Raw genomic sequence first — 25,984 nt, 5'->3', positions numbered from 1 at the left:
CGCAGAAACAACAGCCTGGAACGGGTTCCGCGAGGTGTGGCGAACGGAATCCGCCCTACGCCGGCGCGCGGGCCTGCGCCTCGGCGCAAAGGCGAGTCCGGTGTTCGAGATAGGCATCGCGCACGGCTTCGAAATCCGTCCCGGTCGGTCGCCCCGGGTCGAAGTTGCGCGCCATCGCGAGTGCGGCGATGTCGCTGACCGCCTCGATGACGATCAGTATGCCGATTGACGGCGCCATGCCGACGAACGGGATCACCATCGCGTAGATCACGACGTTGGACGCCGTCAGATCGGTCAGGCCATCGCGCGTCGTGCGCGGGCCCATCACCGGCAGGACGAAGAAGGGGCCGGCATCGACCCCGCGCACGCAAAGCGCGGTGCCGATATCGATCAACGGCACATCGATGCCGCGCTGGGTCGCCCGGTCCACATAGCCGCCATAGCCGGCGACGAGATTGATGCCGACGCGCTGCATCTGCCGCCCTGCCAGGTCGTAGCGGCCGGCGATGGCATGGCCCATGGCGCTGAGTGGTTCATTGACGCTGTTGTGCAGCATGTTCAGCAAGCCGGTCTGCACCGATGACGGCAGCCGGAGGTAGTCGGGCACGGCGTCGAGCACCACCAGCGCGGCTTCCTCGATGTCGTGATTCAGGGCGAAGACAGTCCGGTTGAAGCGGTCCCGCCAGCTGCCTTCCTCCTGTGCCAGGGCTGGCATGGGTGCGAGCAGCAGTGCCACGGCGAGGGCACGTGTCAGCGCCCTCATGCGCGGTCCGCCAGGCGCGCTCCGGACCGAAGCGCGGCCGCCGAGACGCAGTGGAGCAAGGCCACCAGGCGGCGATTGTCGAAAAGGCTGAGCATGAAGGCGTTCTCTGCAAAGGCATCGCGAAGGTAGTGGCCACTCGGCTGCGGGCAGCCGGCGTAGCTGAAGCGGATGAATTGCACGAACAGCAAGGAGCGCACGAAATGCACGGCGGTCAGGCTGCTCAGCACAATCTCGCTTTCCATCTCGCGTTCGAGATGAAAGGCCAGGTTGACCAGGGTGAAGAAGATGCCCCGACGCTGGAGGACCACGCGGTCCTCATAGACACTGATGCGTCCACCGATGCCATTGATACGCATGAGGGGCTTGTCAGCCCCACCGCCTGCCATAAGCCACTCCCGCGATGCGGTGGTGGGCGCCGCCATCAGCGCGCCCGAGGCCATTTTGGCATAAATTTCTTAACTAGAACTTTCTCCACGCGCCAGCCCCCGCGCGCGCCTCACTGCGAAAGTGATTACCGCCGCCCCTCTGGACATCGTCGCCCAGCCGCCGGACCATGGCGGAAAGGGTAAGGGAACGATGCGATGGCGCGACGCAGCAAGGTCGTGGCGGATTTCGACGCGGCGGTGGCCGGCATACAGGACGGCTCGACGATCGCCTTTGGCGGCTTCGCGCTGCCGGGCTCACCCTTCAACCTGACGGCGGCGCTGCTGCGGCAGGGGGCCAAACGGCTGGTCTGCGTCGGCAACACCACCGGTGGTCCGCGCAAGCCGCGCAATCCGGACATCGGCATGCTGGTGGAAAACGGCCAGGTGGCGAAGGTGATCTGCTCCTTCACCGCCGCGCCGCGTGCCTCGGACGTGCTTCCCTTCACCCCGTATTACGAGCGCGGCGAGGTCGATGCGGAGACCGTCCCGCAGGGCACGCTGGCCGAGCGCCTGCGCGCCGCCGGCGCCGGCATTCCCGCCTTCTATACGCCCACGGCGGTCGGCACCGAGCTCGCCGAGGGCCGCGAGACGCGCATGATCAACGGCCGCGAGTACCTGCTGGAATACGCGCTGCCCTGCGATGTCGCGCTGCTGCGCTGCTACCAGGCCGATGAGGCGGGCAACCTCCGCTTCCGCCGCGCCCAGCGCAATTTCGGCCCGATCATGGCGATGGCCTCCAAGCTGGTGATCGTCGAGGTCGAGGAGCCCATCCTCCCTGCCGGCGCCATCGACCCGGACGACGTCCACACCCCCGGCATCCTGGTCCATCGCCTGGTGCACATCCCGCCCGCGCCCGCGGCGATCTGGCCGTCGCTGAAGGAGACCCGCTGATGCCCTGGTCCCGCACACAGATCGCCGAACGCCTGGCGCGCGAATTCCAGGACGGCTGGATCGTCAATCTCGGCGTCGGCATGCCGACACTGATCACGGATGTGCCGCTCGGTGACCGCGAGGTGTTCTTCCACGCCGAGAACGGCGTCATCGGCTTCGGTCCCGTGGCGCCCGAGGGGCAGGAGGACATCCACCTGGTCGACGCCAGCCGCCGCTATGTCACCCTCAACCCTGGTGCCGCCATTGTCGACCACGCCGACAGCTTCGCGCTGATCCGTGGCGGGCGCATCGATGTCACCGTGCTTGGCAGCTATGAGGCCGCGGCGAATGGCGACTTCGCCAATTGGAAGGTGAAGGGGTCCAAGGGCGGCGTCATCGGCGGCGCGATGGACCTCGCGGCCAGTGCGAAGAACGTCTACCTGATGATGGAACACCGTACGCGCGACGGCTCGCCACGGCTGCTCGCTACCTGCTCGCTGCCGATCACCGCGCGCGGCGTGGTAAAGTTGGTGGCGACGGATCTCGGCCTGTTCGCGCCCACCGGCACCGCCTTCGCGGTGCGGGACCTCGCGCCGGGCGTGACGCTGGACGAGGTCCGCGCCGCCACCGCCGCTCCGGTTACGGAGTAAGTCGCATGGCGCATATCGACTACTACGCCTCGCTGAACTCGCCCTGGACGCATTTCGGCGCGGCACGGATTGAGGCGCTGGCCGCGCAGCATGGCGCGACGCTGCGCATCTTCCCGGTCGATTTCGGCACGATCTTCGCGGGCTCGGGCGGGCTGCCGCTGCCGAAGCGGTCCCCGCAGCGCCAAGCCTATCGGTTGCAGGAACTGGCCCGCTGGCGCGACACGCTCGGCATCCCCATCAAGATTCATCCGAAGCATTTCCCGCACAATGAAATCCCCGCCGCCGCCTGCGTCATCGGGCTGCGCGAGGCGATGGGCGATGCACCGGCCATCGCGCTCGCCCATCGCGTGCTGAAGGCGCTGTGGGAGGAGGAAAGGAACCCCGCCGATCCGGCGACGCTCGCCGCGTTGATCGCCGATGTCGGGCTGGACGCCGAGAAAGTCATGGCGCTCGGCTCCGATCCGCACTGGCAGGAACGGCGCCTGGCCGATACCCAGGCGGCGCTCGACCGCGGCGTGTTTGGCGCACCCTGCTACGTGATCGGCGACGACATCTTCTGGGGCCAGGACCGGCTGGAGTTCGTGGCCCGGCGTCTGGCGCGGGGCTGACGCCCGTCGCATCATGACGCGGCCAACCACCGAGGGCCCCGCATGACCGACCTTTCTGCCTTGCGCCGCAGCGCGCTCGACTGGATCACCGCGAATGAATCGCGGATGTCCGCCTTCAACGAGCGCATCTGGCATTTCGCCGAGCCGGCCTGGCGCGAATACAAATCATCCGCCGCCTATGTCGAGCTGCTGCGCGCCGAGGGCTTTGAGGTCGAGGCCGGTTCCGGCGGCATGCCCACCGCCTTCTGCGCGCGTTGGGGCCGTTCCGGGCCGGTTCTGGCGTCATTCTCGGAATACGATGCGGTGCCCGGCAACTGCCAGGCGGTGGTGCCACGCCGGGAGCCGCGCGCCGGGATGCACCCCTACGCGGCCGGGCACACCGACCCGCATTCCTCCCTCGGCACCGCGGCGCTGACCTCGATCCTCGCGACCAAGGCCGCGCTGGAAGCGACCGGCACGCCGGGCCGGCTCGTGCTGTTCGGCGAACCGGCCGAGAAGGTCTGCGGCTCCAAGCCCGTCCATGCGGCGAAGGGGTATTACGACGGGCTGGATGCCGCTGTCGTCTATCACCCGCACATGCAGAACACCGTCACGGCAGAGACCCAGTTTGGCGCCTACTGGTCCTGCATCGTCACCTTCACCTGCGACAGCCCGGAATCCTGGATCGATAAATCCCTGCTGCCGATCCGTGATGTTGGCCACGCCGCCGCCCGCGCGCCGGGTGCGACCGACGCGCTGTGCCTGATGTACACGACGACGAAATACACCAAGGAGGCAATGTTCCCCCACGCCGGCGCCTGGACGCTGAACGAGTTCATCATGCATGGCGGCGATGCGACGTCAGACAACCTCGCGCCGCGCTTCACCCAGATCCAGTATTCCTGGCGCACGCCCTCGCTGCCGATGGCGCAGCAGATCGCCAATGTGCTGATGGCCAATGCGCGCTCCGCAGCCGCCGCGACTGCCTGCACAGCCCATTGGCGCTGGGTGACCAAGACGCGTGTCGGCCTCGCCAACACCGTGCTGACCGAAGCGACCTGGGCGAACCTCCAGGAGGTCGGCCCGCCGGCATACCCCGCCGCCGCCAAGGTCTTCGCGCGCGAGATCCAGCAGGGGCTCGGCCTCACGCCGATGGATGACCCCTTCGCCGCTGCCAATACGACGCTGACGACGCCGGCCGATTTCGAAGCCGGCATGCGCCACTTCCTGCCGCCTTGGCAGATGCATCTCTCGGCCGATGATTACGTCGAATTCTGCTGGCACTGCCCGACGGTGCGGCTGCTCACCGCGCGGCCCCGGCTACGCGTGCCCGATGGAAATTTCGACTACCCGATGTGGTCCTACAACGCGCTCGGCGGCCTGCCGGCGGCGATCGACCCGGGCATGTTCGTCGCGGCAAAGACGATGGCGCTGACGCTGGTGGACCTCGCCGCCAAGCCCGGCCTGCTTGACGCCGCGCAGGCCGAATGGCGCCAGCGCACGGGCGGCGGCATGGGCGGGTCTGACTGGGTCGCGCCGCTGCTGGAAAAGGACTTCGTTCCGCCGGTCGACCTGCGCTGGCCCGAATACGCCACCACTGCGCGCGGTGAGGAATGGTGCGTGCCGACGCCGTTCGAGGGTATCGGCGCGGGCGAGCGCCTTTAGCGCGCGAAGGCCGCCGCGGCGCGCCCCGCCGCGCGGCCTGTCGCGAAACAGGCCTGCAGCAGATAGCCGCCGGTCGGCGCTTCCCAATCCAGCATCTCGCCGCAGGCGAAGACGCCGGGGTGGCGTGTCAGCATGAAGCTTTCGTCTACCTCGCTCCAGGCCAGCCCACCGGCGGAGGAGATGGCGCGTTCGATGGCGAAGGGCGCGGTCAGCCGCACCGGCACGGCCTTCACCAGCGCCGCGAGGTCATCGCGCGCCGCCCCCGCATGCAGCGCTTCCTGCACCAGCGCGATGGCAACCGGCGCCAGCCCGCCCGCGCGGCGCAGATGGTTGGACAGCGTCACCGCACCCGGCCGCCCGCCAAGTCTGCGCGCCAATTCCTCGCGCGCCACGTCCGGCCGCAAATCGACCAGCAGAGTCGCCTCGCCCATCGCCGCGATGGCGTCGCGCAGCGCCGCCGACAGCGCATAGACCGCTCCGCCTTCGATGCCGCGTTCCGTCACCACCGCTTCGCCGCGTACCGTCGTGCCGTCGAAGCTCAGCGCGATCCGCTTCAGTGGCGTCCCGGCGAAACGCGCGCGTAACGCCCCCGACCACGCCACCGCAAAGCCCATATTGGACGGCCGCAGCGGTGCGATCGCGCAATCCGCCAGCAACGACACCCAGCCGCCATCCGAGCCCAGCCGCGGCCAGGACGCGCCGCCCAGCGCCAGCACCGTCGCGCGCGGGCGTTCCAGATGCTCGCCTTCGGGCGTCGCGAAACGCAGCGCACCATCCGCGGCAAACCCCAGCCACCGATGCCGCGTGCGCAAGGTGACACCGCGCCCCGCCAGCCGCGCCAGCCAGGCGCGCAACAGCGGCGACGACTTCATCGCCTTGGGAAAGACGCGGCCCGAACTGCCGGTGAAGGTCGGCTGCCCCAGTCCCTCGCACCAAGCGACCAGCGCCTCGGGTGGAAAGGCGCGGATCGCCGCCGCAAGCCGTCCCCGCGCCGTGCCGTAGCGATCAAGAAAGCGCTCAAGCGGTTCGGAATGCGTCAGGTTCAACCCGCCCCGCCCGGCGATCAGCAGCTTCCGCGCGGGGGAGGGCATGTGGTCGAAGACGGTGACGGACGCACCGGCCTCCGCCGCCGCCTCCGCCGCCATCAGCCCCGCGGGGCCGGCGCCGATGACCGCGACGGTCAGGCGGCGCTCCGTTCGAGCAATTCGATCGAGATGTTCTCCGGCCCGCGCAGGAAGGCGATGCGCACGCCCGGCCGAATGGTGTTCGGCTCCATGGTGAAGGTCACGCCCTTCGCCTTCAGCTCGGCGACCACGGCATCGATGCCGGTCACGGCGAGGCCGATATGCTCCAGCCCGCGATAGGGCGCCGAGGGCGCATCCCCCGTCGTCGTATCCGTGATCGGCGAGACGAAGACCGGCTGCCCACCGAGATTGAAGTCGATCCGCTGCGCGCTGCGCTTCAGCTCGACACCGAAGACGCGTTCGTAGAAGGCGGCGGTCGCCTCCATGTCGGGGCTGCGCAGGTGGATGTGATCGAAGGTGAATGTCGCCATGGGGCTCGCTCCTGGGGGATCAGACCGCGCCGCTGCGGCGCAGGGCGGCACGCGCCGCATCGTCGTAGCCGAGTTCGGCAAGGATGGCATCGCTGTCCGCGCCGAGCGGGCGCGGCGGCGCATCGACGCGCGGCCCGCCGTGGGCGAAGCCGAAGGCGGCGACCGGCACGCTGAAGGGACCGGCGACGCCCTCCGCTTCCGCGAAGCGATGCGTCAGGCCGCGCGCGGCGAGTTGCGGGTCGGCCAGCGCCTCGTCCATCCGGCGCACGCGGCCGGCGGGAACGTGGCGCGATTGCAGGAAGACCTCCCACTCATCGGCGGTGCGGGTGGCCAGGATCTCGCGCAGCACCGCGGCCTCAGCGGCGCGGCCGGCAACGCGCTCCTCATTCGTCGCCTTGGCCATCTCGGGCCGGCCGAGCGCCGTCCATAGCCGCTTCTGCTGGCGCAGATTGGAGGCGCCGAGCATCACCATCCCGTCCTTCGTCGCATAGGCGGAGTTGGTCGCGTATTCATGCTCGTTGCCGCGCGGCCTGGCCGATTTGCCGGTGCGCGAATGCGCCGTGACGTGTGAGGCCATCATCATCATCGCCACATCCAGCATGGCGAGGTCGATGCGCTGGCCGCGTCCGGTGCGTTCCCGTTGGAACAGCGCCGCCGACAGCGCGAAGGCCCCCATCGTGCCGGTCGCATAGTCGATCGCCGGTGCGCCGAGCTTCACCGGATTCACCTCCGGCGTGCCGGTGCAGGCCATGATGCCCGAGGTCGCCTGGATGACATGGTCATAGGCGGTCTGCCCGCCGCGCGGCCCGGTCTGCCCGAAGGCGGAAATCGAGCAATAGATCAGCCGTGGATTCAGCGCCGACAGCGCCTCATACCCCAACCCCAGCGCCTCGAACGCACCGGGCCGGTAATTCTCCACCAGCACATCGGCCTCGGCGACGAGCTTGCGGAACACCTCGCGCGCCGCCTCCTGCTTGAGGTCGAGCGTCAGGGACCGCTTGTTCGACCCCTGGGTGAGGAAATACGTGCCCATCCCGGCGCGGTTGAGGTCCCAGTCGCCGCCGCTGCCGCGGCTCTGGTCCGGGTCCTCGGGGTGTTCGACCTTGATGACCTCGGCGCCAAGCAATGCGAGCTGATAGGCCGCGAAGGGCCCGGCCAGCACATGCGTTGCATCGATGATGCGGATACCTTCGAAGGGACGGGTCATCAGCCGAGGCTCACATTGTTGCGGCGGATCAGCGTGCCCCAGAATTCGCGTTCACGCGCGATGTAGTCGCCGAATTGCGCGGGGGTCATGGGGTCGGCGGTGGCACCCTCGGTCTCCAGCCGCGCCCGGAACGGCGCCTCGGTGAGGATGCCGTTGCAGGCTTCGTTCAGCCTGCCGACGATCGCCACCGGCGTGCCCGGCGGGGCAACGATGCCGTACCATTGCAGTACGTTGAACCCCGGTACGCCCTGGGAGGCGATGGTCGGGATCTCCGGCGCGCTCGGCAGGCGTTCCAACGAGGAGATGCCAAGCCCGCGCAACTGCCCCGCCCGGATCGGCGGCAGTACCGGCGGTCCGCCCGTCATGGTCAGGTTGATGGTGCCCGAGATCAGGTCCGTCATCATCGGCCCGGTGCCGCGATAGGGCACATGGGTCATGTCGGTCCCCGTCGCCTCCATGAAGGCGACCATCGAGATATGCGCGGCACTGCCATTGCCGCCGGAACCGTAGGTCAGGATGCCCGGCTGCCGCTTCGCCAGCGCGACCAGCGATGGCACGTCCGTCGCCTCCAGCCGGTTCGTCACTGCCAGGAAATTCGCGACATTGGCCACCAGCGCGACCGGGACAAAGGCGCCGATGTCGAAGGACAGATTGCGGTACAGAGCGGGGTTGGCCGCCAGCGTGCCGATGTGGCCCATCATCAGCGTCTGCCCGTCGGGAGCGGCGCGGAACACCTGCTCGGATCCCAGCGTCCCGCCGGCACCGGGGCGATTGTCGATGATGAAGGGCTGGTTGAAGATCTCGCCCAGCCGCTGGCCCATCGCGCGGGCGAGGATGTCGGTCGACCCACCTGGCGTGAAGGGCACCACGAGGCGCACCGGCTTGTCCGGCCAGGTGCCCTGCGCGCGGGCGACCGCAAGGGGTGCGAGCGTGGCGCCGGCGATGGCCGCGCGTCGGGTGAAGCGGATCATGACATTCCCTCGATCAGCACGCCGTCCTGGCGCAGCACGTCTATTTCATCCGCTGTAAGACCGGCCTCGGCCAGCACCGCCGCGCCATCGGCACCAAGCCGCGGGGCAGGGGGCCGCGGCGGCGCGACGCCCCCGGAAAAGCGGTTCGGCGCGCCGATGGCCCAGGTGGCCCCCTCGGTCGGGTGTTCCTCCTCGCGCACCATGCCGACGGCGCGCAGATGCGGGTCGTCGATCAGCGAGCCGATGGTGTTGTAGGGCGAGGCCGGCACATCGGCCTGGTCGAAAATCTCCAGCCATTCCGCCGTGGTGCGGCCGCCCAGCGAGGTCGCGCGGATGTGGAAGTACTCCTTGGTATGCTGCACGCGCTGGGCCACGCGCGCAAAGCGCGGGTCCGTCTTCAGCTCCGGCCGCCCGATTGCGTCGAAGAAGCCATGCGCCTGCGCATCCGTATTGGCCGAGACGCAGATGAAGCCGTCCTTGGTCGGCAGCGGCTTGCCGTCGGGGCTGAGCACGCGATGGTCGCCTGCCGGTCCCAGCGGCGGGCGGAAGGACGCCGCGCCCAGATGTTCCTGCATGATGTAGGCGGCCATGTTCTCGAACATCGGCACTTCGATTGCCTCGCCCATGCCCGTCTTCTCGCGCCGATACAGCGCGAAGCCAATCATCTGCGCGGCGACCAGCCCGACCGTGTGGTCGGCCACAAGGAAAGGCACGTAGCGCGGCTCGCCGGTCGAGGCCTCGAAGGCGCCGGCAACACCCGACACCCCCTGGATTACCGTGTCATAGGCCGGCCGCCCGGCATAAGGCCCGTCACTGCCGAAGCCGGTGATCGAGCAATGGATCAGCTTCGGCGCCATCGCCCGCAGGCTCGCCGCATCGACACCGAGCCGCGCCTGCGCATCGGGCCGGATATTGGTGACGAACACATCAACCGTCGCGGCCAGCCGTTGTAGTGCGGCGATGCCAGCGGGCTTCTTCAAATCGATGCCGAGCGACCGCTTGCCCCGGTTGAAGTTCAGGAACTTGCCGTTCATCCCCGGCGACCGCCCCTTGCCGGCGAGCGAGCGCAGCAGGTCCCCGCTGGGCGGCCCCTCGATCTTGATGACCTCCGCGCCGTGTTCGCACAACACGTGGGTGCAGATCGGCCCCACCACCACCGCCGAAAGGTCGAGCACGCGCACGCCGTCGAGTGGACCGGCCATCTCAGCCGACCCTCGTGACGATGCGGATCGCCATGGCGCCGTCCGCGGCCTCGACCCACAGGGCCTGCTTGCCCTCGGCATCGGGTGCCTCGCCACACAGGAAGGCCGGGCGGTCGCAGAAGACGGGTTGCATGGTGCGGGCCTCGTAGTGGCGGATCTGCTTGCCCGGCGCGCGACGCAGCAACGCCTCGAACAGGAACAGCGTGCTGACGCTGCCATTGACGATCAGCGCCGGATAGCCCTCGACATCGCGCGCGTAATCCGCGTCGTAGTGGATGCGGTGGCCGTTGAAGGCGAGCGCCGAGAAGCGGAACAGCACCACCGGGCTCGGCGTCCATGGCTCGCGCCAGGCGCTGTTCGGCGTGACGATCGGCTTTTCGACCGGTGCGGGCGCGTTGCGCTTGGCTTCGAGATAGACGGTATCCTGTTCCTCTACCGCCACCAGCCCGTTCGGGCCGGTGATGGAGTGGCGAAGCATGACGAAGATCATCGCCCCCGAGCGCCCGACCTTGGGCGTGATGGCGGCGATCTCGGTTTCGCGTTCCAGCGTGTCGCCGACGCGCGGCGCGGCGTGATAGGTCACGCGCCGCCCGCCCAGCATTCGGCGGGGCAGGGGGACCGGCGGCAGGAAATCCCCCTTCGTCGGATGCCCGTCCCGGCCGAGCTGCGATTGCGGCGCCGCATCGTCGAACAGGATGGAGAGCCAATGGTTCGGCACCGGCGCGCCACGGTCGAGTGCGACGTCGCTGCGGTCGGTCAGCGCCGCCATGCGGCGCACCAGCGGCGTGGCCATTTCGTCGCTCACGCGACGCTTGCGGCCGACCCATTCATGAATGTCACCGGTCATTGGAAACCGTAGAGCCGCGCGGGGTTGTCCACCAGCACGCGCTGCAGCGCGGCCTCGTCGCCGAATTGCGGGAGCATGTCCACGAGATCAGCCTCATCAGGTTCCCAGCGCACATTGGGGTGCGGCCAGTCGGTGCCCCACAGCGTGCGGTCGGGAGCGACCTCGATCAGTTTGCGCGCAAAGGGAACGGCGTCATGGAAAGGCGGCCCCTCGGCGGAAATGCGCTCGGACCCCGACACCTTCACCCACCAGTTCGGCGCCTTAAGCAGGTCGAGCAGGATGCGGAACGGCGCCTGCTCCAGCCCATCCTGTGCCGGTGGCCTGCCCATGTGATCGACCACCACCGGCAAGCGGAAGGCGCGGAACAGCACCTCAAAGTCAGGGATATTTGCGGCGTCGAGATGCAGTACGAGGTGCCAGCCCATCTCGCCGATCCGATGCGCCGTGCGACGCACCAGGTCGAGATCCGGGATGCCGCCGAGATGCTTCACGAAGCCGAAGCGCACGCCGCGCACGCCGCCATCATGCAGCGCCTTGTACTCGGCATCCCCGAAGCTCTCATCCACCAGCGCGACGCCGCGATAGGTAACGGGGTTGTCGGCGATGGCATCGAGCATCGCGCGGTTGTCGGCCTTGTACACCGATGTCTGGACGATGACGCAGCGCTGCACGCCAAGCCGCGCATGCAGCGCCAGCAAGTCCGCCTTGTTGCGTTCGGGCGGCGTATAGGGCGCGCCCTTCGCGACAGGGAACCTATCGAAAGGCCCCCAGACATGCACATGCGTATCGCAAGTGCCGGGCGGCAACGTGAAACTCGGACGGCGCATCGTCTCAGCCTCGCGGGAAGTCATAGAGCCGCGCCGGCGTATCCGTCAGGATTTTCCGTCGCTGCACAGGGTCGGTCGTCCAGTCGAGGAAGACGCGCAGCAACCGCGCTGCATCCGGCCGTCCGCCATCCGGGCGCGGGTGCGGCCAGTCGGTGCCCCACACCAGCGCATCGGGATTCGCCGCGACCAGCGCATCGTGGAAGGGCTTGGCCTCGATGTAGTCCGGCTTCACGGCGCCGAGGCGATAGGTGCCCGACAGCTTGGCCATGTACCGCCCAGCGCCCACGCCACGCAGCAGCGCCTGGAAGCCCGGGTCGTTCGTCCCATGGCTGTGATGCAGCCGCCCCATATGGTCCACCACGATCGGCACCGGCACCTTGGCCAGACGCGGTTCCAGTTCCGGCAAATGCCGCGCATCGATCCACAGTTGCAGGTGCCAGCCGAGTTCTTCCATTATGGGGAAGAACGGCTCAATCTCCGTCAGCCGGACGCCGCCATGATACGCGGCGGCGCCGTCGCGCCGGTATTCATTGGCGCGCAACCCGCGGATGCCATCGCGATGCATGGCGCGCAGCGTGTCGGGCGTCGCCTCCACGCCGACCACCGCGACGCCGCGCAACCGATCCGGCGCGCGCCGCAGCGCATCGAGTGTGCACGCATTGTCGCGATCATAGGCGGAAGGCTGCACGATCACGCCGCGATCGAGGTCCAGCCGGTCGAGCAGCGCGAGATAGTCCTCGAGCGTCTCATCCTCCGGCGTGTAGGAACGCGGTTCGGCATAGGGGAACCGCGCCGCCGGGCCGAAGATGTGGCAATGGCAGTCGGTCGCGCCTGGTGGTGTTTCGCGCATGGTCACTCCACCCGGATATTGGCGCTGCGCGCGATGACGCGCGAGCCGGCAAGGTCGGCCGCGATATAGCTGGCGAAGCCATCCGGCGTGGCGAGCGCGGCGGACGCCGCCTCGCCACCCATCGCTTCCATGCGGCGGCGGAATTCAGGCTCGCGCACGATGGCCGCCATCGCATCGCCTAGCTTGCGCATCGCCTCGGGTGGCGTGCCCGCGGTCGCCACCAGCCCGACATAGGAGCCGGCGGTAAAGCCCTCCACGCCCTGCTCGCTCATCGTCGGCACATCGGGCAGCGCGGCGAGCCGCTCGGCCGAGGCCACGGCGACGATGCGCGCCTTGCCGTCATTGTGCAGCGGCAGGGCGGTGGAAAATTCGGTGAACAGCATCGGTAGGTTCCCGGCGATGAAATCCGGGATCGCCGCCCCGCCGCCGCGATAGGGAATATGTAGCAGGTTCGCCCCCGTCCGCGCCTTGAAGGCCTCCAGGGAGAGATGCGTCGCACTCGCCACCCCGGCCGTGCCGATGCCGAATCCGTCAGGGGTGCGCTTGGACGCCTCCACCACATCCGACACGGTGCGATAAGGCGCATTGGGCTGCACGACGAGGCAATGCGGCACCTGCATCGCCATGGCGATCGGCGCGAAATCCTTGGCGGCGTCATAGGGCAGGTGCGCCTGCACCACTGGGTTCACCGAAAGCGGGCCGTTGGAGCCGATCAGCAACGTATAGCCATCCGGCCGGGCGTGGGCGACCGCATCGGCGCCAACCCCGCCGCCGGCACCGGGCCGGTTCTCCACGACCACCGGCTGGCCGAGCTTCTCCTGCAGGCGCGGCTGCAGGAGGCGGGCGATGGTGTCGGCATTGCCGCCCGCGGCGAATGGCACGATGACGCGAATGGGCCGGTCCGGCCAGGCCGCCTGCGCGACGGCCTTACCTGACGCGAGAAGGGCAGCGCTCAACGCGAGCACCTGGCGGCGGCTGGTCATCGGATGTTTCCTCCGGATTTCCTGGACCCCCGAGATATGCCACGCCGCGCGCGCCCGTCATAGCAGGCGGGTCGGCACCGCGACGGACCCCTGCATCAGCCGCCGCGCGGAACGAAAGACCACCGCACTTTCAGCGAACCAGCCGGCACCGTCGCGCCGTACTTCCGCGCCCACCGAGAGAATGCCGGAGGGGTTGGCGAGGCGCACCTCATCGTCCCGAGACGGCGCGGCGATCAACTGCGGCAGCGACCCCTCGATCCGGCAGGCAACGCCGAGCGCCATGCCGCCGGTCAGCGGCACCGCCCGATGGGCGCGTTCCATCGAGATCATGCGCACCGCGACTTCATGCGTGGTGGCTCCGATCGTCTGCCCGTCCAGCGCGCGATAATTGGCCGGGGCTGACACGACGGCGACCTTCGGGATCGCGAGCGGCGCGGCCTCGGGCGTGGCGCACAAGCCCATGCGCACCGCCGCGACCCGCCGCAGCGCATCGAGCAATGCCATGATGGTCGGCTGCGCCTCGATCGCGTCGGGGCCTTCGGTGCCGGCCAGGCCGAGTTCCGCGGCATCGAGGAAGACGCAGGCATTGGCGGCGTCGACCAACGTCGCACGATACCGCCGCCCGCAATGCTCCAACACATCGATGGCATGGCCGGTCGGTAGCAGCGTGCCTGTCGCGCCACCACCGGGTGCGAGGAAGTCGAGCCGGATACGCGCGCCGCTGCCCGACACGCCGGCCATGACGAAATCCCCCTCCGTCGCCGCGCGCCGGCCGCGTACCAGGAAGCGCGCATGGATGATGCGCTTCGTGTTGACCTGGTGGATACGCACCAGCGCCTCGCCATCGCTCGCCCGCACCAAGCCTTCATCCACCGCGAAAGGCCCGACGGCAGAAGACAGATTGCCGCAATTGCTCGACCAATCGACCAACGGCCGGTCCACTGCGACCTGCGCGAAGGTGTAGTCCACATCGGCCTCGGGATGCGTCGGCGGCCCGATGATGACGGCTTTGGACAGCGAGGAAATGCCACCCCCCATCCCATCGAGCTGCCGCCCATAGGGGTCCGGGCTGCCAAGCACCGAGAGGAAGATCGCATCCTGCTTCGCGCGGTCGGCCGGCAGGTCCTTGGCATGGAAGAAAACGCCTTTGGACGAACCACCGCGGAGAAAGACGGCGGGGATGAAGGCCTGGTCCATGTGACGGTTCCTCGCTTCGGCGCTATGGTCGGGTCACATAGCCAGCCGCGAAGGGAATGCCCATGCTCGACCGATCCGCCAAGGGCGTATTCGTCATCGCCCCCACGCCGTTCCTGCCGGATGGCGCGATCGACGTCGCCAGCACCGACCGCATGACGGACGCCTTCATCGCGGCCGGTGCCTCGGGCATGACGATCCTCGGCGTGATGGGCGAGGCCCCGAAGCTGACCGAGGCGGAAAGCCTCGCCTTCGTCGATCGCGTGCTGAAGCGCGTCGCGGGCCGCATCCCCGTCGTGGTCGGCGCTTCCGCGCCCGGCTTCGCGCAGATGAAGGCGATCGCCCGCGGGTCGATCGATCTTGGCGCCGCCGGGATCATGGTTTCCCCCACGCCAGGGCTGAAGGGCGACGAGGCGGTCATCTCCTACATTGCCCAGGCGATGGATGTGGTGGACGCGCCCTTCGTGCTGCAGGACTACCCGCAGCTGACCGGCATCACCATGACCGCACCGATGATCGCGCGCATGGCGCAGGATCAGCGCATGGTGATGTTGAAGGCCGAGGACTGGCCGGGCCTCGACAAGCTGACGGCCGTCCGCCGCCTGGAGGCCGAAGGCAAGATGCCGCGCGTCTCCATCCTCGGCGGCGTCGGCGGCCAGTTCCTGCCGGAGGAACTCGCCCGCGGCGCCGATGGCATCATGACCGGCTACGCCTTCCCCGAAATGCTGGTGAAGGTCTGTGCGCTGATGGCGGCCGGAAGCCGCGATGCGGCGCAGGACCTGTTCGATCTCCACCTGCCGCTGATCCGCACCGAGGTGCAGCCGGGCCTTGGCCTCGCCATCCGCAAATACGTGCTGGTGAAGCGCGGCATCATCGCCCACGACACCCTGCGCGCGCCGGGGCCGAAGATGTCGAAGGAGACGGCCGGCGAGGTGGATTACCTGCTCGCCCGCCTCGCGCGGACGGAGCGACTGGCGGCAGCGGCCTGACGGCGCCCCGCATGGCCAAGGATGGCGATGCGCGCAGCGCGCGGCTGCGGCACTTCTTCGCCGCCGTCACCGCCCATCGCGCCGGTGCCTCCGGCGCGGTGCGGCGCGCTTTCGCCGCCGTGCCGCGCGAGGTCTTCGCCGGCCCCGGTCCCTGGCAGATCCCGGTGTACGGCGCCTCCGGCCGGGCTTACGTCCAGACACCGGACGACGACCCGGCCTACCTGTACCAGGACAACCTCGTCGCGCTGGACGTGTCGAAAGGCCTGAACATCGGCGAGCCCGTGCTCCACGCCCGCTGCCTCGAAGCGCTGGCACTGCGACCCGGCGAAGCGGTGCTGCATATCGGCGCCGGCAGCGGGTACTACACGGCGATCCTGGCGCATCTGGTGGGGGAGGGCGGTTCGGTCACCGCCTATGAGATCGAACCCGCCCTTGCCGCGCGTGCGACCGAGAACCTGCGCGCCATGCCCTGGGTGCGCGTGGTCGCCAGCTCCGGCGCGGTGGAGGGCCTGCCGCCGGCCGATGCGATCTATGTCAGTGCCGGGTTGGCGCAACCGAGCTGGGGCTGGCTGGAAGCGCTGCGCCCGGATGGCCGGCTGATCTTCCCGCTGCAGCCAGAGGGCGGCTATGGCGGCATGCTGTTGGTGCGCAAGCCGCGCCAGGGTGGGCTCGCCTGGCCGGCGCGCTTCATCCAGCGCGCGGCCTTCGTCGGCTGCCGGACGGACCTGCCCGGCGGGGCTGACGCCGGCCTCGCCGCCGCCTTCGACGATGGGGGCTGGGAGGCTGTGCGCGCGCTCCGCCTTGATCCGGTGCGCGACGCCTCCTGCTGGTTCGCCGGCGATGGGTGGTGGCTCTCCACCGAGCCGGCCTAACCTTTTGTCTGAGCGGGTATCTTCACGCGCCTGACCGGGTAAAGTCAGGCGCGATCTGCCCTAGCCCCGGCTGCCGATCACCCGTCTGATCGCGAAGGCGGATTGGATCCGCGCCACCCCCGGCAGCCGCGACAACTGCTCTTTGTGCACGCGCTCGTAGTCCGGCGCGTCGCGCACCTCGACCCGCAGCAGGTAGTCCGACATCCCCGTCATCAGGTAGCATTCGCGCACTTCTGGCAGCCGCCGCACGGCGTTCTCGAAGCGCGAGAGATGTTCCTCCGTCTGCCGGTCCAGCGTGATCTGCACGATCACCGTCACCGTGTCCCGCGCCTCGGGTTCGTCGATGATGGCCGTATAGCCGCGGATCACCCCGCTGCGTTCCAGCAGCCGCAACCGCCGCAGGCAGGCCGAGGGCGAGAGCCCCACCGCCTCGGCCAGTGCCGCATTGGTCATCCGCCCATCCTGACGGAGGGCGCGGAGGATTCGAAGGTCGGCATCATCGAGGCTTGGCATGATCTGCGGCAAATTCGCAGAGTCTGCGGCGTAGGGCCAGCGTAATGGCGCAATCTGCGGCGATTCCGCAGCACATGCGACACCAAACCGTCACACCATCGCCGCATCACAGCATCATCCGGCAAAGGGTGCCCCCCATGCGCGTCATCGTTCTCGGCAGCGGCGTCGTCGGCGTCACCAGCGCCTGGTACCTGGCCCGGGCGGGGCATGAGGTGACCGTGCTCGAACGCCAGTCGGCGGCCGGGATGGAGACCTCCTTCGCCAATGCCGGCCAGCTCTCCTACGGCTATTCCGCGCCTTGGGCCGGCCCCGGCATCCCAGTGAAGGCGCTGAAGTGGATGATGATGCGCCACCGTCCGCTGGTGATGTGGCCGCGCGCCGACCGGCGCCTCTACACTTGGCTCGCCTCGATGCTCGCCAACTGCACCGAGGCCGCCTACCGCATCAACAAGACGCGCATGGTCCGCCTCGCCGAATATTCCCGCGACTGCCTGGGCGACCTGCGGCGCGAGACCGGCATCGCCTATGACGGACGCTCGATGGGCACGCTGCAGCTGTTCCGCACGCAGAAGCAGCTCGATCATGTGGGCGACGACACGGCCGTGCTCGATACCTTCAAGGTGCCCTACGAACTGCTCGACCCAGCCGGCTGCATCGCCGCCGAACCAGCGCTGAAGAACGTTCAGGGCAAGTTCCTCGGCGGCCTGCGCCTGCCGGGCGACGAGACGGGCGACGCCCACATCTTCACCCAGCGCCTTGCCGCCATGGCCGAGGCGGCCGGCGTCACGTTCCGCTACGGAGTGACCGTGCGCGGCCTGCAATCCGAAGGCGACCGCATCACCGGCGTGGTCACCGACACCGGCACCGAGACGGCCGACAGCTATGTGATCGCGCTCGGCAGCTTCACGCCGGAACTGCTGGCGCCGCTGAATGTCCGCGTGCCGATCTATCCGGTGAAGGGCTACTCGCTGACCATCCCGATCCGCGAGGAGGCCGGCGCCCCGGTCTCCACCGTGATGGACGAGACCTACAAGGTCGCCATCACCCGCCTCGGGGACCGTATCCGCGTCGGCGGCACAGCGGAACTCGCCGGCTTCTCGCTGCAACTGCGCAAGCCGCGGCGCGAGACGCTGGAACACTCGGTGACGGATCTGTTCCCCCGCGGCGGCAATGTCGCCGAGGCGTCCTTCTGGACAGGCCTGCGCCCGATGACGCCGGACGGTACGCCGGTGGTCGGGCCGACGCGTTTCCGCAACATGCATCTGAATACCGGCCATGGCACGCTGGGCTGGACCATGGCGTGTGGGTCGGGGCGGCTGCTGGCGGACTTGGTCACCGGCAAGAAGCCGGAGATCGAGGCGGCGGATCTGTCGCTGGCGCGCTACGCGGCGGCGTGAAAAGGTTGGAGGGGCTTTGCCCCTCCAAGCCACCCCACCAAAGGCCTAAGGGCCTCTGGACACCAATACTTCGTGTTGGGCGGGGAGAGGCCTCTCACGGCAGCAGAACACCAGAGCTGCGCAGTACCAGGAATGCGTCTGGGCGCGGGGCACGACGCGACATTGTCGTTCCTGCAACCCCGCCCGGCCCCGCACCGGAAAATGGTGTCCAGAGGCCCTTAGGCCTTTGGTGGGGTGAGGTCCGGAGAGGGGAAAAGCCCCTCTCTGGTCCCCCTCAAGCGCCCGGCCGCGCCCGCTCGATCGCCAGATCGACCACCCGATCAACCGGATCCACCCGCGCCTCCAGCGCATCCAATCTCGCGACAAACGCCTCCCGCAACGCCGCCTTGCGTTCCGCCGGCAACCAGCAGGCATCGACGCCGGCCAGGCTCAGCTTCCGCGCCTCAGCCACACCCCACCGCGCATGGTCGAACACTACGCGCCACCCATGCCCGATCGTCGTCGCGAACATCGTCGGGTCGTCTGTGCCGAGTACGATGTTCAGCCCCGCTTCCCCCATCCGCCTGATGCGTTCCAGCCGCGGCACCCGGTTCGGCACGATCGAGGACCAGCAGGCCATGGTGAAGGGCGTGCCGTCCTCGACCATGCGCGCGACAAGGTCGGGGTCGGCCAGCATGTTGTAGCCATGGTCGAGCCGGTCGCAGCCCAGCGCGTGCCGACAGTTGATCACGTGGCTGGGCGGGCCTTCGGCGAGGGTCTGGTTGTCCTCGCAAACATGCGCGGTGCGGAACAGCCCCATCCGCCCGGCGCGCCGCCATGCCTCAAACCACACCAGCGGCGGCCCGCCGCGCTCGGCGCCATCCAGCCCGACGCCGACGACGCGCGGATGCGGATGCGCCGCGACCCAATCGAGCATCTGCAATGCCTCGCTGGGAAGACACACGCTGCGGTCGATGCAGGCAATCATCAGCGACGACACGCCGAAATCCCTCTCGGCGCGTTCCAGCCCGGCGGCGAGACCCTCGACGATCAGCGGATAGGTCGCCCCATTCGGCGCATAGTAATGCGGGTTGAAGAAGATCTCGACATGCCGCGCATTGCCGTGGCGGTGCATGTCCTCGATGCACTCATAGGCGACGCGCTCGAAATCCTCGCGCCGCGTCACCGCCAGCGCGCCGAGCCGCAGCACTTCCAGGAAGCCGTAGAAATCCTTCCACTGGTACAGCGTCTCGGCCGGGCGCGGCAGCGTCACGCCATTGGCCGCGGCGATCTCATGCAGCGAGGTCGCGCGCATCGCGCCGGCGATGTGGCAATGTAGCTCAACCTTCGGCACGGCATCGAGGAAATCCGACCAGGACAGCATCGCCTCAACCTCCGCGCCGGATGTTCCACAGGAACATCGCCGGGCCGGTCGGCACGTCGTTCAACTCCGCCCGCCAGGCGGAGGGTGCCACGAACTGCCCGAGCGGCATGTAGAAGCCGGCTTCGGCCGCGGCGCGATGCACCTGCTCGGCCGCGCTCTTGCGCGCCGGCTCATCGGCCGCCGCGGCGAAGGCGCTGCGCCCGGCTTCCACCGCCTCCGAGGCCGGCCAGCCGACGAAGCCGCGCGCGCCCGCACCGTTGAGATAGGCGTTCTGCAACGGCGTCTGCATATCCGGCACGGTGTTGGTGGTGTGGAAGATGTGCCACCCCTCCGGCCGCGCCCGCCGCCCGAAGAAGGTGTTCAGATCCATCGTCTGCATATCGACGGTGAAGCCGAGCCGCGTCAGCAGATCCTGCGATACCAGCCCCAACGCAGCGATGCCCGGCGCATCCGCCGGATGCAGGATGCTGACTGGTTTCGACAGATCGGCGCCGGATGCCCGCAGCTCCGCCTGCGCCGTGGTGAAATCGGTCGCCGCCGGCATGCCGGCATTGGTCTCATAGGGCGTGCCGCAGCCATACATGGAGCGACAATCGCGCGCGAATTCCGCCCGGCCCGACACCGCCGCCAAGTAGTCCGATTGCTTCACCGCCAGCATCACCGCCCGGCGCACGCGCACATCGTCGAACGGCGCCTGGGTGTGGTTGAAGCGCAAGATGCCCTGGTACCCAAAGGGCGAGACGACCTGCGCCCGCACCGCGCAATTGCGCTCCAGCACCGGCAGCACATCGGCGGGCACGCGTTCGAGGTAATCGACCTCGCCGGTGGAAAGCCCGCTCACCTGGCTCGATACATCGGGCAGGGCGATGAACTCGATGCGTTCGAAGGTCGGCCGCTTGCCGCCCGACGCCCAGACCGAGGGCTCGGGCCGCGGCCGATACGCCTCATTGCGCGCGAAGACGATGCGGTCCCCGGCGCGGTACTCCGACGCCACGAAACGGTACGGGCCGGACCCCATCGGCTCCGTCACCGGCCTTGCCGGCGGCGTCTCGGCCAGCCGCTTGGGCATGATCATCGGCACCATCGCGCCCGGCTTGGCCAGCGCCTGCAACACCAGCCCGAAGGGCCGCGACAGGCGTAAGCGGAAGCTGCGCGCATCCACCGGCTCGAGCGATTCCGTCGCGGCGATCAGGAAGGCGCCGAGCGAATCCCGCGCGCCCCAACGACGGATGCTCGCGGTGCAATCCTCGGCCGTGACCGGGCTGCCATCGTGGAAGGCGAGCCCCTCGCGCAGCGTGAAGGTCCAATCCCGCCCATCCGGGCTTTCCGTCCAGCGCTCGACCATCTGGGGCTTTGGTTCCCAGCGGTCATTCACCGCGAACAGCGTGTCATAGACGAGATAAGCAACGTCGCGCGTCGTGAAGCTGGTGGTGAAATGCGGGTCGAAGATGGTGGTCAGCGTCTCCGGCACCACGCGCAGCGTGGCGGCGCGGCTCGCTTGGGCGGCGGCACCCCGCGACAGCAGGGTCGGCAAGGCAAGGGTCGCGACAAGGGCTCGGCGGTGCATGGAAAACCTCGCGACGGTTCGTGGGCGTGCCGCTGTGCCGGTGGCACGCGCTGATCTCGCGATGGTCCTTCGATTCACGCCGGGGTTCAAGCTGCGGCTCGCCGGCAAGAGGACAAGGCAAGACCCGCTCGGCCAAGCCGCGCGTGTCTTGCCCAGATGGGCGCAGCGTAGCGCCCCGTCGCCCCGCCTCAGGCTGCGCGGATGCGTTCGAGGAAAGTGCCGATCTCCCCACGCAACCCGGCGGACTCGCTGGACATGGTACGGATCGCCGTCACCATCTCGTCGGTCACCTCATGCATCTGCCCGGCCGACTGCGTGACCTCGCCGATCTCCGAGCGCATCGCATTGGTGCCGACGGCGGTGCGCTGGACACTCTCGGCGATTTCGCGCGTCGCATGCCCCTGCTGGTCGACCGCCGAGGCGATGTCGGCCGACACGTCACTCATCTGCGAGATGCGCTGGCCGATGCCCTGGATCGCCGTCACCGCACCGGCCGTCGCCGCCTGGATCTCGGCGATCTGGCGCGAGATATTCTCGGTCGCCTGCGTGGTCTGGCTCGCCAGGCTCTTCACCTCGCTCGCCACCACGGCGAAGCCCTTGCCGGCCTCGCCGGCGCGCGCCGCCTCGATGGTGGCGTTCAGCGCCAGCAGATTGGTCTGCGCCGCGATGTCGGTGATCAGCTGCACCACCTGGCCGATCTCCTTGGCCGCCGCCGCCAGCCCCTGGACGGAACTGTCGGCCGCCTGTGCCTCGCGCACGGCTTCCTGCGCCATGCTGCTGGCGTTCTGGACGCGCCGCGTGATCTCGACCACCGAGGCGCTGAGCTCCTCGGTCGCCGCTGCGACAGTCTGCACCTCGTTGGAGGACTGATCGGCCGTCGCGGCGACGGACCCGGCGCGCGAGCCCGTCGTCTTGCTCGCCGCCGAGACGGTATCGGCCGCGCGCGTCATTGCCTCGGTTGCCTCGGTCAGGCGCCGCAGCGAGACCTGCGCTACGGTATCGAAGCTGCTGACCTGGCTGTCGATCCGCGCCGCCCGCTCGGCCTTGGCGCGCTCCTCGGCCTCGCGGGCTGCCTCCGCCGCGCGGCTGCGCAGGCCGGCTTCCTTGAACGTCTCCAGCGCCTGCGCCAGTTCCCCGACCTCGTCACGGCGCCCCAAATGCGGCACATCGACATCGAGCCGCCCGGCGGCGACCGTGGTCATCGCCGCGGTGATCTCGGTGAGCGCACCGAGCACCTTGCGCCGGAACAGCCAGCCGCCGATGCCGAGCGCCACCAGGCCGAGACCGAGGGCGACCAGGCCCGTGATCAGGTCCTGCCAGGCTTGGGCGCGCACCGCCTCGGCCTCGGTCATCAGCACGGCAGCGGCCACGTCGCGCAGTTCAGCGACGCCGCCGAACGCATCCACAGCGGCATTCCAGTCCTGTTCGCTGGTCTGTGGTGGGCCCTGGCGGGCCTGATCGACCGTGCGGTCCACCAACTGCTTGTTGGGGGCAAGAACGCGGTCGGCCATCGTCGCATAGCCACGCAGCAAGGTCGGCGCGGCGTCGTCGCCGGCCATGCGCGACTGCATCTCTGCGGTCAGCGTGTCGTAACGGCCGAAGGCGGTGTCGATGCGGCGCAGTTCCTCGGGCGTCGCGGCGCGATGGGCGCGCACGCTCGGGCCGGTCGGCACCAGGAAGCCCGAGATCGCTTCGCGCAGGTTCACCGTCAGCCGCGCCATGGCGGCCGGCGTCTGCAAGTCGGCGCTGAGCCGGCTGATTTGCTGTTCGATGCTGGGGATCAGCGTGCTGAACTGCGTCTGCGCCACAAGGGTGCGTCCCGAGAGCTGGGGCTGCAACACCAGCCTTTCGTCACGCGACAGGCGCCGGCCGGCCTCCGCATCGCGGTGCACGGCGGCAAGGGCGGTCTGCAGGTCGTTCAGGGCGGTGCCGACACTGCGCGGCAGGATGGTCCCGGCCCGGTCGACCGCCCCCCGCACCGCGTTGATTTGCGAGTCCAGCTCGTTCCGCGCCTCGCCGAAGCGGGCGCGCGTGGCCGCCTCCTGCGCCTCGTCGCTGGTGATGAAGCGGGTCAGGCGGGAGCGGTCCTCGGCCACCAGCAGCGGCAGCCGCGTGATGCCCGCAAAGACTGCGCTGAGGGCGGTGGCGTCGTTCGCCTTGTCGAGTTCCTGGAGGTTGGATCGCAGCAGCAGCCCGCCGGCCACCAGGGCAATTGCTGCGATACCGCCGAGCGCGGTTGTCGCAATGGTTCGAATGCGCACGCAGAGATGCTCCTGCCGCTGATGCCCGCCATGCCGCGGACTGGATGGCGGGCCGATCGCGCCACGCCGGCGAACAGTGATGCACCGTAGCAGTTAATGGATTGCCACATGGTGGCCGCGACGCCTGCAAGGCGACGCGATTTGGCGTGGCGGCGGTCCCGGGCTTGGAGGCGCGCGCGATCCGCGCCACCCTGCGCCATCCGCAACGGGAGAAGCGCCATGCCCAAGATCGCCATCCACGTCGAATTCCGCCCGCATCCTGGCAGCCATGCCGCCTTCGATGCGCTGATCCGCGAACATGCCCGCCTGACCCAGGCCGAGGAACCGGGTTGCGAGCGCTTCGAGGTGCTGCAGCCGCTCAACGCCGATGGCAGCAAGGATGAAGGCCGCATCATGCTCGTCGAGGTCTATACCGACCGCGCCGCGGTGAAGGCGCATACGCAGAACCCCCGCATGCCGCTGGTGCGCGAGGCCTATACCCCGCTGATCGCCGAACGCATCCTGACCATGTGCGAGATGTAGCGCGCCACGTGGGGCCGGGCGTCAATCCAGCACCCGGCCCTCGCGGTCGAGCTTGTCGAAATAGGCGATGACGCGGTCCATCATGCCGACGATGTCGCGTGCCTGCTTCTCGCGCGGGGCGGCTGCGGTGGCGATGGCGTGCAACTCCGGCCGGATGTCGACGCCCGCGGCACGCAAGCCGAAGGCCGCCGCGAACACCCCCGTCGCCAACGTGTGGGGGCGGTCGTAAAGCAGGGCCAGGCTGTTCTCATCGTCCGGGTCTATCGCCTCGATCATGACGACGAGCGCGGCCGCACGGCGGCGGACGGCGTCGCCGAGGACCGCCGGCGGCGGCCGCATCTGCCCCACCAGATACATCGCGTCGCGCGCGGTCTCGGCATCCCCCTCGACAATGCGCGCCGCCATCAGCGGCACGAAATCGGCGCGATCCTGCACGGTAGCGAGGGCGCGGTCGCGGGTCTCGCTCGGCATCGTGACGGAGGTGAAGGCAAGCCACGCCTCGGTGGGCGCGTCGGCCTCCGGCAGCGGCGGCGGGCCGGCGGGGGCGGGCATCTCCACGGGCGGCGGCGGCGGCGGGCGCAGCACGACACGATAACGCAACTCGAACCCCACCCCAGTGGGTGGCGGAGCGGCAGAGGAGGCATCAGGCTCGCGCCAACTGGACCAATCGCCATCCACACGCGCGGGTCGCGCCGGGACATTCACGGTGAAGAAGCGCGTGCCGCCACCGAGCAGCACCACGCCGACCACACGGTCATCGACGCTGATGTGGATCGGCACCGACCCGGGGATGATCCAGCGCTCATCCTCCAACCGCGCCGCCTCGATGTCCAACGGGCCGGCGCGCCCACTCCTCTGCGGCCCGGAATGCATCGAGACGTAGGAGTAGCCGCCTTCTGCCGCCACCGGCCGCGCCTCGCCCTCCGCCAGGCGGATCTCGACGGCGACATCGAGCGGTTTCCCGCCGATCAGCGGTTCCACCTCGCGCGACAGCCAAGCCAGGCCACCCAGCAGGGTGATGACGCCGAGCACCCCGGCAAGCCCGATGCCGAAGCCGCGAGCGACACCCGGCAGGCCCGGCCCGCCGGTCAGCCGGCACAGCACCATGCCGAGGATGCTGCCGCCGACGAAGCCGAGCAGGATCATCAACGCGACGAACATGCCGGACCCGCCCTCGCGGGCCGAGATGCGCAGCCAGGGCACCGCGGCGTCGGCGACGACGCCCCCGTACGCCCCGGCGGCCAGGCCGATCAGCAAACCAAGCAGGATGGTGGGCAGCCAGGCCATGGTGATGCGGTCCGTCATTCTTTGAGGTCGATGCGCGACATGCCGTGACCTTGGCGGCAGATGTCGATGATTCGTTTCACCACCCGCTCACGCTCCGCCGGCGTGATGGGCCGCCAGCCTTGCCCGTCCGGCAGCCTCCACCCGTTCAGGGTGCGCGGCAGCAGGCGCGGCGGGTCGCCGAAGGTGCAGATAATCGTCGCGACGCGCCCGTCCTCGCGATAGGTCAGCATCTCGCCGCGATAGTCGAATTCAAGTTCGGCATCCGGCGTCGATGCGGCCGGCTGTGCCACAGGGACCATCGCCGCGCGAATGACGTCCATGTCCGGCGGTTCGGCCGGCGGCAGCGGCGGTTCGAGCACGAAGAACGCGCCCGCTGTATCGGACCATTCGCCCGACAGCAGGCTGCTCTCCCGGGCGCGAAAGGACAGCACCCCGTCACTCGCGCGCGGCCGCGTCGAGACCGGCCGCGCCAGCACCAAGCAGGCGCCGACCGGCGGTGCCGGAAAGCCGTGGTGGACCTCGGCGACGGCATTGCCGGCGGCCAGTTCAGCCTCGACCAGGCGACGCAGGCTGGCCGGGAAGCCTTCGAACTCCTCCCGCCAGCCTGTTGCCATTGG

26 protein-coding genes are annotated in these 25,984 nt (G+C 69.1%); 8 read left to right on the top strand and 18 right to left on the bottom strand.

Annotation, left to right across the window (positions count from 1 at the left end):
- Window positions 1–55: 55 nt before the first annotated feature.
- A complete protein-coding gene (locus IEY36_RS01060; RefSeq protein ID WP_188965061.1) occupies window positions 56–763 on the bottom strand; it encodes an MlaA family lipoprotein in 708 nt (235 codons plus the stop codon).
- Entirely contained in the window at window positions 760–1,203 is a 444-nt protein-coding gene (locus IEY36_RS01055; protein ID WP_188965060.1) for a hypothetical protein, read from the bottom strand. The genes IEY36_RS01060 and IEY36_RS01055 overlap by 4 nt, the downstream gene beginning before the upstream one ends.
- 141 nt (window positions 1,204–1,344) lie before the next feature.
- On the opposite strand from IEY36_RS01055, the gene IEY36_RS01050 reads away from it, so the two are divergent.
- From IEY36_RS01050 to IEY36_RS01035, 4 genes are read left to right on the top strand one after another with little or no spacing between them, the layout of a single operon-like run.
- Entirely contained in the window at window positions 1,345–2,079 is a 735-nt protein-coding gene (locus IEY36_RS01050) for a CoA transferase subunit A (protein ID WP_188965059.1), read from the top strand.
- Window positions 2,079–2,708: a 3-oxoacid CoA-transferase subunit B gene (locus tag IEY36_RS01045; RefSeq protein ID WP_188965058.1), complete on the top strand. Its 630-nt coding sequence runs from the start codon at window positions 2,079–2,081 to the stop codon at window positions 2,706–2,708. The genes IEY36_RS01050 and IEY36_RS01045 overlap by 1 nt, the downstream gene beginning before the upstream one ends.
- 5 nt (window positions 2,709–2,713) lie before the next feature.
- Window positions 2,714–3,316 carry a 2-hydroxychromene-2-carboxylate isomerase gene (locus IEY36_RS01040; protein WP_188965057.1) on the top strand — a complete coding sequence of 201 codons (603 nt, stop codon included), beginning with the start codon at window positions 2,714–2,716 and terminating at the stop codon, window positions 3,314–3,316.
- A gap of 42 nt (window positions 3,317–3,358) precedes the next feature.
- Complete coding sequence (locus IEY36_RS01035) at window positions 3,359–4,960, top strand: zinc-binding metallopeptidase family protein (protein WP_188965056.1); 1,602 nt, start codon at window positions 3,359–3,361, stop codon at window positions 4,958–4,960.
- On the opposite strand, the gene IEY36_RS01030 is transcribed toward IEY36_RS01035, so the two are convergent.
- Genes IEY36_RS01030 through IEY36_RS00985 form a run of 10 tightly spaced genes read right to left on the bottom strand, consistent with a single transcriptional unit; the run spans window position 4,957 to window position 14,599 of the window.
- Window positions 4,957–6,165 (bottom strand): TIGR03862 family flavoprotein, encoded by a 1,209-nt coding sequence (locus IEY36_RS01030; RefSeq protein ID WP_268238093.1) that lies wholly within the window; start codon window positions 6,163–6,165, stop codon window positions 4,957–4,959. The two genes, IEY36_RS01035 and IEY36_RS01030, sit on opposite strands and share 4 nt — an antisense overlap.
- The gene (locus tag IEY36_RS01025) at window positions 6,141–6,515 is read right to left on the bottom strand and encodes a VOC family protein (protein ID WP_188965054.1); all 375 of its coding nucleotides are present in this window, start codon (window positions 6,513–6,515) and stop codon (window positions 6,141–6,143) included. Before IEY36_RS01025 ends, IEY36_RS01030 begins: the two co-directional genes overlap by 25 nt.
- A gap of 19 nt (window positions 6,516–6,534) precedes the next feature.
- A complete protein-coding gene (locus IEY36_RS01020) occupies window positions 6,535–7,722 on the bottom strand; it encodes a CaiB/BaiF CoA transferase family protein (protein ID WP_188965053.1) in 1,188 nt (395 codons plus the stop codon).
- On the bottom strand, window positions 7,722–8,693 hold the full coding sequence (locus IEY36_RS01015; RefSeq protein ID WP_188965052.1) for a Bug family tripartite tricarboxylate transporter substrate binding protein: 972 nt from the start codon (window positions 8,691–8,693) through the stop codon (window positions 7,722–7,724). The genes IEY36_RS01020 and IEY36_RS01015 overlap by 1 nt, the downstream gene beginning before the upstream one ends.
- Window positions 8,690–9,895, bottom strand: a complete 1,206-nt coding sequence (locus IEY36_RS01010) for a CaiB/BaiF CoA transferase family protein (protein ID WP_188965051.1) — start codon at window positions 9,893–9,895, stop codon at window positions 8,690–8,692. The genes IEY36_RS01015 and IEY36_RS01010 overlap by 4 nt, the downstream gene beginning before the upstream one ends.
- Before the next feature lies 1 nt (window position 9,896).
- Window positions 9,897–10,700, bottom strand: a complete 804-nt coding sequence (locus IEY36_RS01005; protein ID WP_188965050.1) for an FAS1-like dehydratase domain-containing protein — start codon at window positions 10,698–10,700, stop codon at window positions 9,897–9,899.
- Window positions 10,701–10,738: 38 nt separating this feature from the next.
- Window positions 10,739–11,569: an amidohydrolase family protein gene (locus tag IEY36_RS01000; protein ID WP_229680998.1), complete on the bottom strand. Its 831-nt coding sequence runs from the start codon at window positions 11,567–11,569 to the stop codon at window positions 10,739–10,741.
- 4 nt (window positions 11,570–11,573) lie between these two features.
- Window positions 11,574–12,419: an amidohydrolase family protein gene (locus tag IEY36_RS00995; RefSeq protein WP_188965048.1), complete on the bottom strand. Its 846-nt coding sequence runs from the start codon at window positions 12,417–12,419 to the stop codon at window positions 11,574–11,576.
- A gap of 2 nt (window positions 12,420–12,421) precedes the next feature.
- Window positions 12,422–13,402 carry a Bug family tripartite tricarboxylate transporter substrate binding protein gene (locus IEY36_RS00990; protein WP_188965047.1) on the bottom strand — a complete coding sequence of 327 codons (981 nt, stop codon included), beginning with the start codon at window positions 13,400–13,402 and terminating at the stop codon, window positions 12,422–12,424.
- Between the two features lie 57 nt (window positions 13,403–13,459).
- Complete coding sequence (locus IEY36_RS00985) at window positions 13,460–14,599, bottom strand: 2-methylaconitate cis-trans isomerase PrpF family protein (protein ID WP_188965046.1); 1,140 nt, start codon at window positions 14,597–14,599, stop codon at window positions 13,460–13,462.
- Between the two features lie 62 nt (window positions 14,600–14,661).
- Here IEY36_RS00985 and IEY36_RS00980 point away from each other — a divergent pair, with 62 nt between their 5' ends.
- Complete coding sequence (locus IEY36_RS00980) at window positions 14,662–15,585, top strand: dihydrodipicolinate synthase family protein (protein ID WP_188965045.1); 924 nt, start codon at window positions 14,662–14,664, stop codon at window positions 15,583–15,585.
- An 11-nt stretch (window positions 15,586–15,596) separates the two neighbouring features.
- The gene (locus IEY36_RS00975; RefSeq protein WP_188965044.1) at window positions 15,597–16,457 is read left to right on the top strand and encodes a protein-L-isoaspartate O-methyltransferase family protein; all 861 of its coding nucleotides are present in this window, start codon (window positions 15,597–15,599) and stop codon (window positions 16,455–16,457) included.
- A 60-nt stretch (window positions 16,458–16,517) separates the two neighbouring features.
- On the opposite strand, the gene IEY36_RS00970 is transcribed toward IEY36_RS00975, so the two are convergent.
- A complete protein-coding gene (locus IEY36_RS00970) occupies window positions 16,518–16,970 on the bottom strand; it encodes an Lrp/AsnC family transcriptional regulator (RefSeq protein ID WP_188965043.1) in 453 nt (150 codons plus the stop codon).
- A 74-nt stretch (window positions 16,971–17,044) separates the two neighbouring features.
- Here IEY36_RS00970 and IEY36_RS00965 point away from each other — a divergent pair, with 74 nt between their 5' ends.
- Window positions 17,045–18,367: a D-amino acid dehydrogenase gene (locus IEY36_RS00965; RefSeq protein WP_373290280.1), complete on the top strand. Its 1,323-nt coding sequence runs from the start codon at window positions 17,045–17,047 to the stop codon at window positions 18,365–18,367.
- Between the two features lie 274 nt (window positions 18,368–18,641).
- Here the strand turns inward: IEY36_RS00965 and IEY36_RS00960 are convergent, their stop codons facing one another.
- The 3 genes from IEY36_RS00960 to IEY36_RS00950 all read right to left on the bottom strand — a co-directional run bounded on the left by IEY36_RS00960 (window position 18,642) and on the right by IEY36_RS00950 (window position 23,558).
- Window positions 18,642–19,730 carry an adenosine deaminase family protein gene (locus IEY36_RS00960; protein ID WP_188965041.1) on the bottom strand — a complete coding sequence of 363 codons (1,089 nt, stop codon included), beginning with the start codon at window positions 19,728–19,730 and terminating at the stop codon, window positions 18,642–18,644.
- A 4-nt stretch (window positions 19,731–19,734) separates the two neighbouring features.
- Window positions 19,735–21,297, bottom strand: a complete 1,563-nt coding sequence (locus IEY36_RS00955; protein WP_188965040.1) for an ABC transporter substrate-binding protein — start codon at window positions 21,295–21,297, stop codon at window positions 19,735–19,737.
- Window positions 21,298–21,485: 188 nt separating this feature from the next.
- Window positions 21,486–23,558 (bottom strand): methyl-accepting chemotaxis protein, encoded by a 2,073-nt coding sequence (locus IEY36_RS00950; RefSeq protein WP_188965039.1) that lies wholly within the window; start codon window positions 23,556–23,558, stop codon window positions 21,486–21,488.
- Window positions 23,559–23,777: 219 nt separating this feature from the next.
- On the opposite strand from IEY36_RS00950, the gene IEY36_RS00945 reads away from it, so the two are divergent.
- Entirely contained in the window at window positions 23,778–24,080 is a 303-nt protein-coding gene (locus IEY36_RS00945) for a putative quinol monooxygenase (protein WP_188965038.1), read from the top strand.
- A 21-nt stretch (window positions 24,081–24,101) separates the two neighbouring features.
- Here the strand turns inward: IEY36_RS00945 and IEY36_RS00940 are convergent, their stop codons facing one another.
- The gene (locus tag IEY36_RS00940; protein WP_188965037.1) at window positions 24,102–25,385 is read right to left on the bottom strand and encodes a hypothetical protein; all 1,284 of its coding nucleotides are present in this window, start codon (window positions 25,383–25,385) and stop codon (window positions 24,102–24,104) included.
- Window positions 25,382–25,981, bottom strand: coding sequence for a hypothetical protein (locus IEY36_RS00935; protein WP_188965036.1), 600 nt, complete (start codon window positions 25,979–25,981; stop codon window positions 25,382–25,384). The genes IEY36_RS00940 and IEY36_RS00935 overlap by 4 nt, the downstream gene beginning before the upstream one ends.
- Window positions 25,982–25,984: the final 3 nt, after the last annotated feature.

The organism is Neoroseomonas lacus, from assembly GCF_014644535.1.
GTDB lineage: Bacteria > Pseudomonadota > Alphaproteobacteria > Acetobacterales > Acetobacteraceae > Neoroseomonas > Neoroseomonas lacus.
This window is presented reverse-complemented; position numbering and strand designations above follow the sequence as displayed.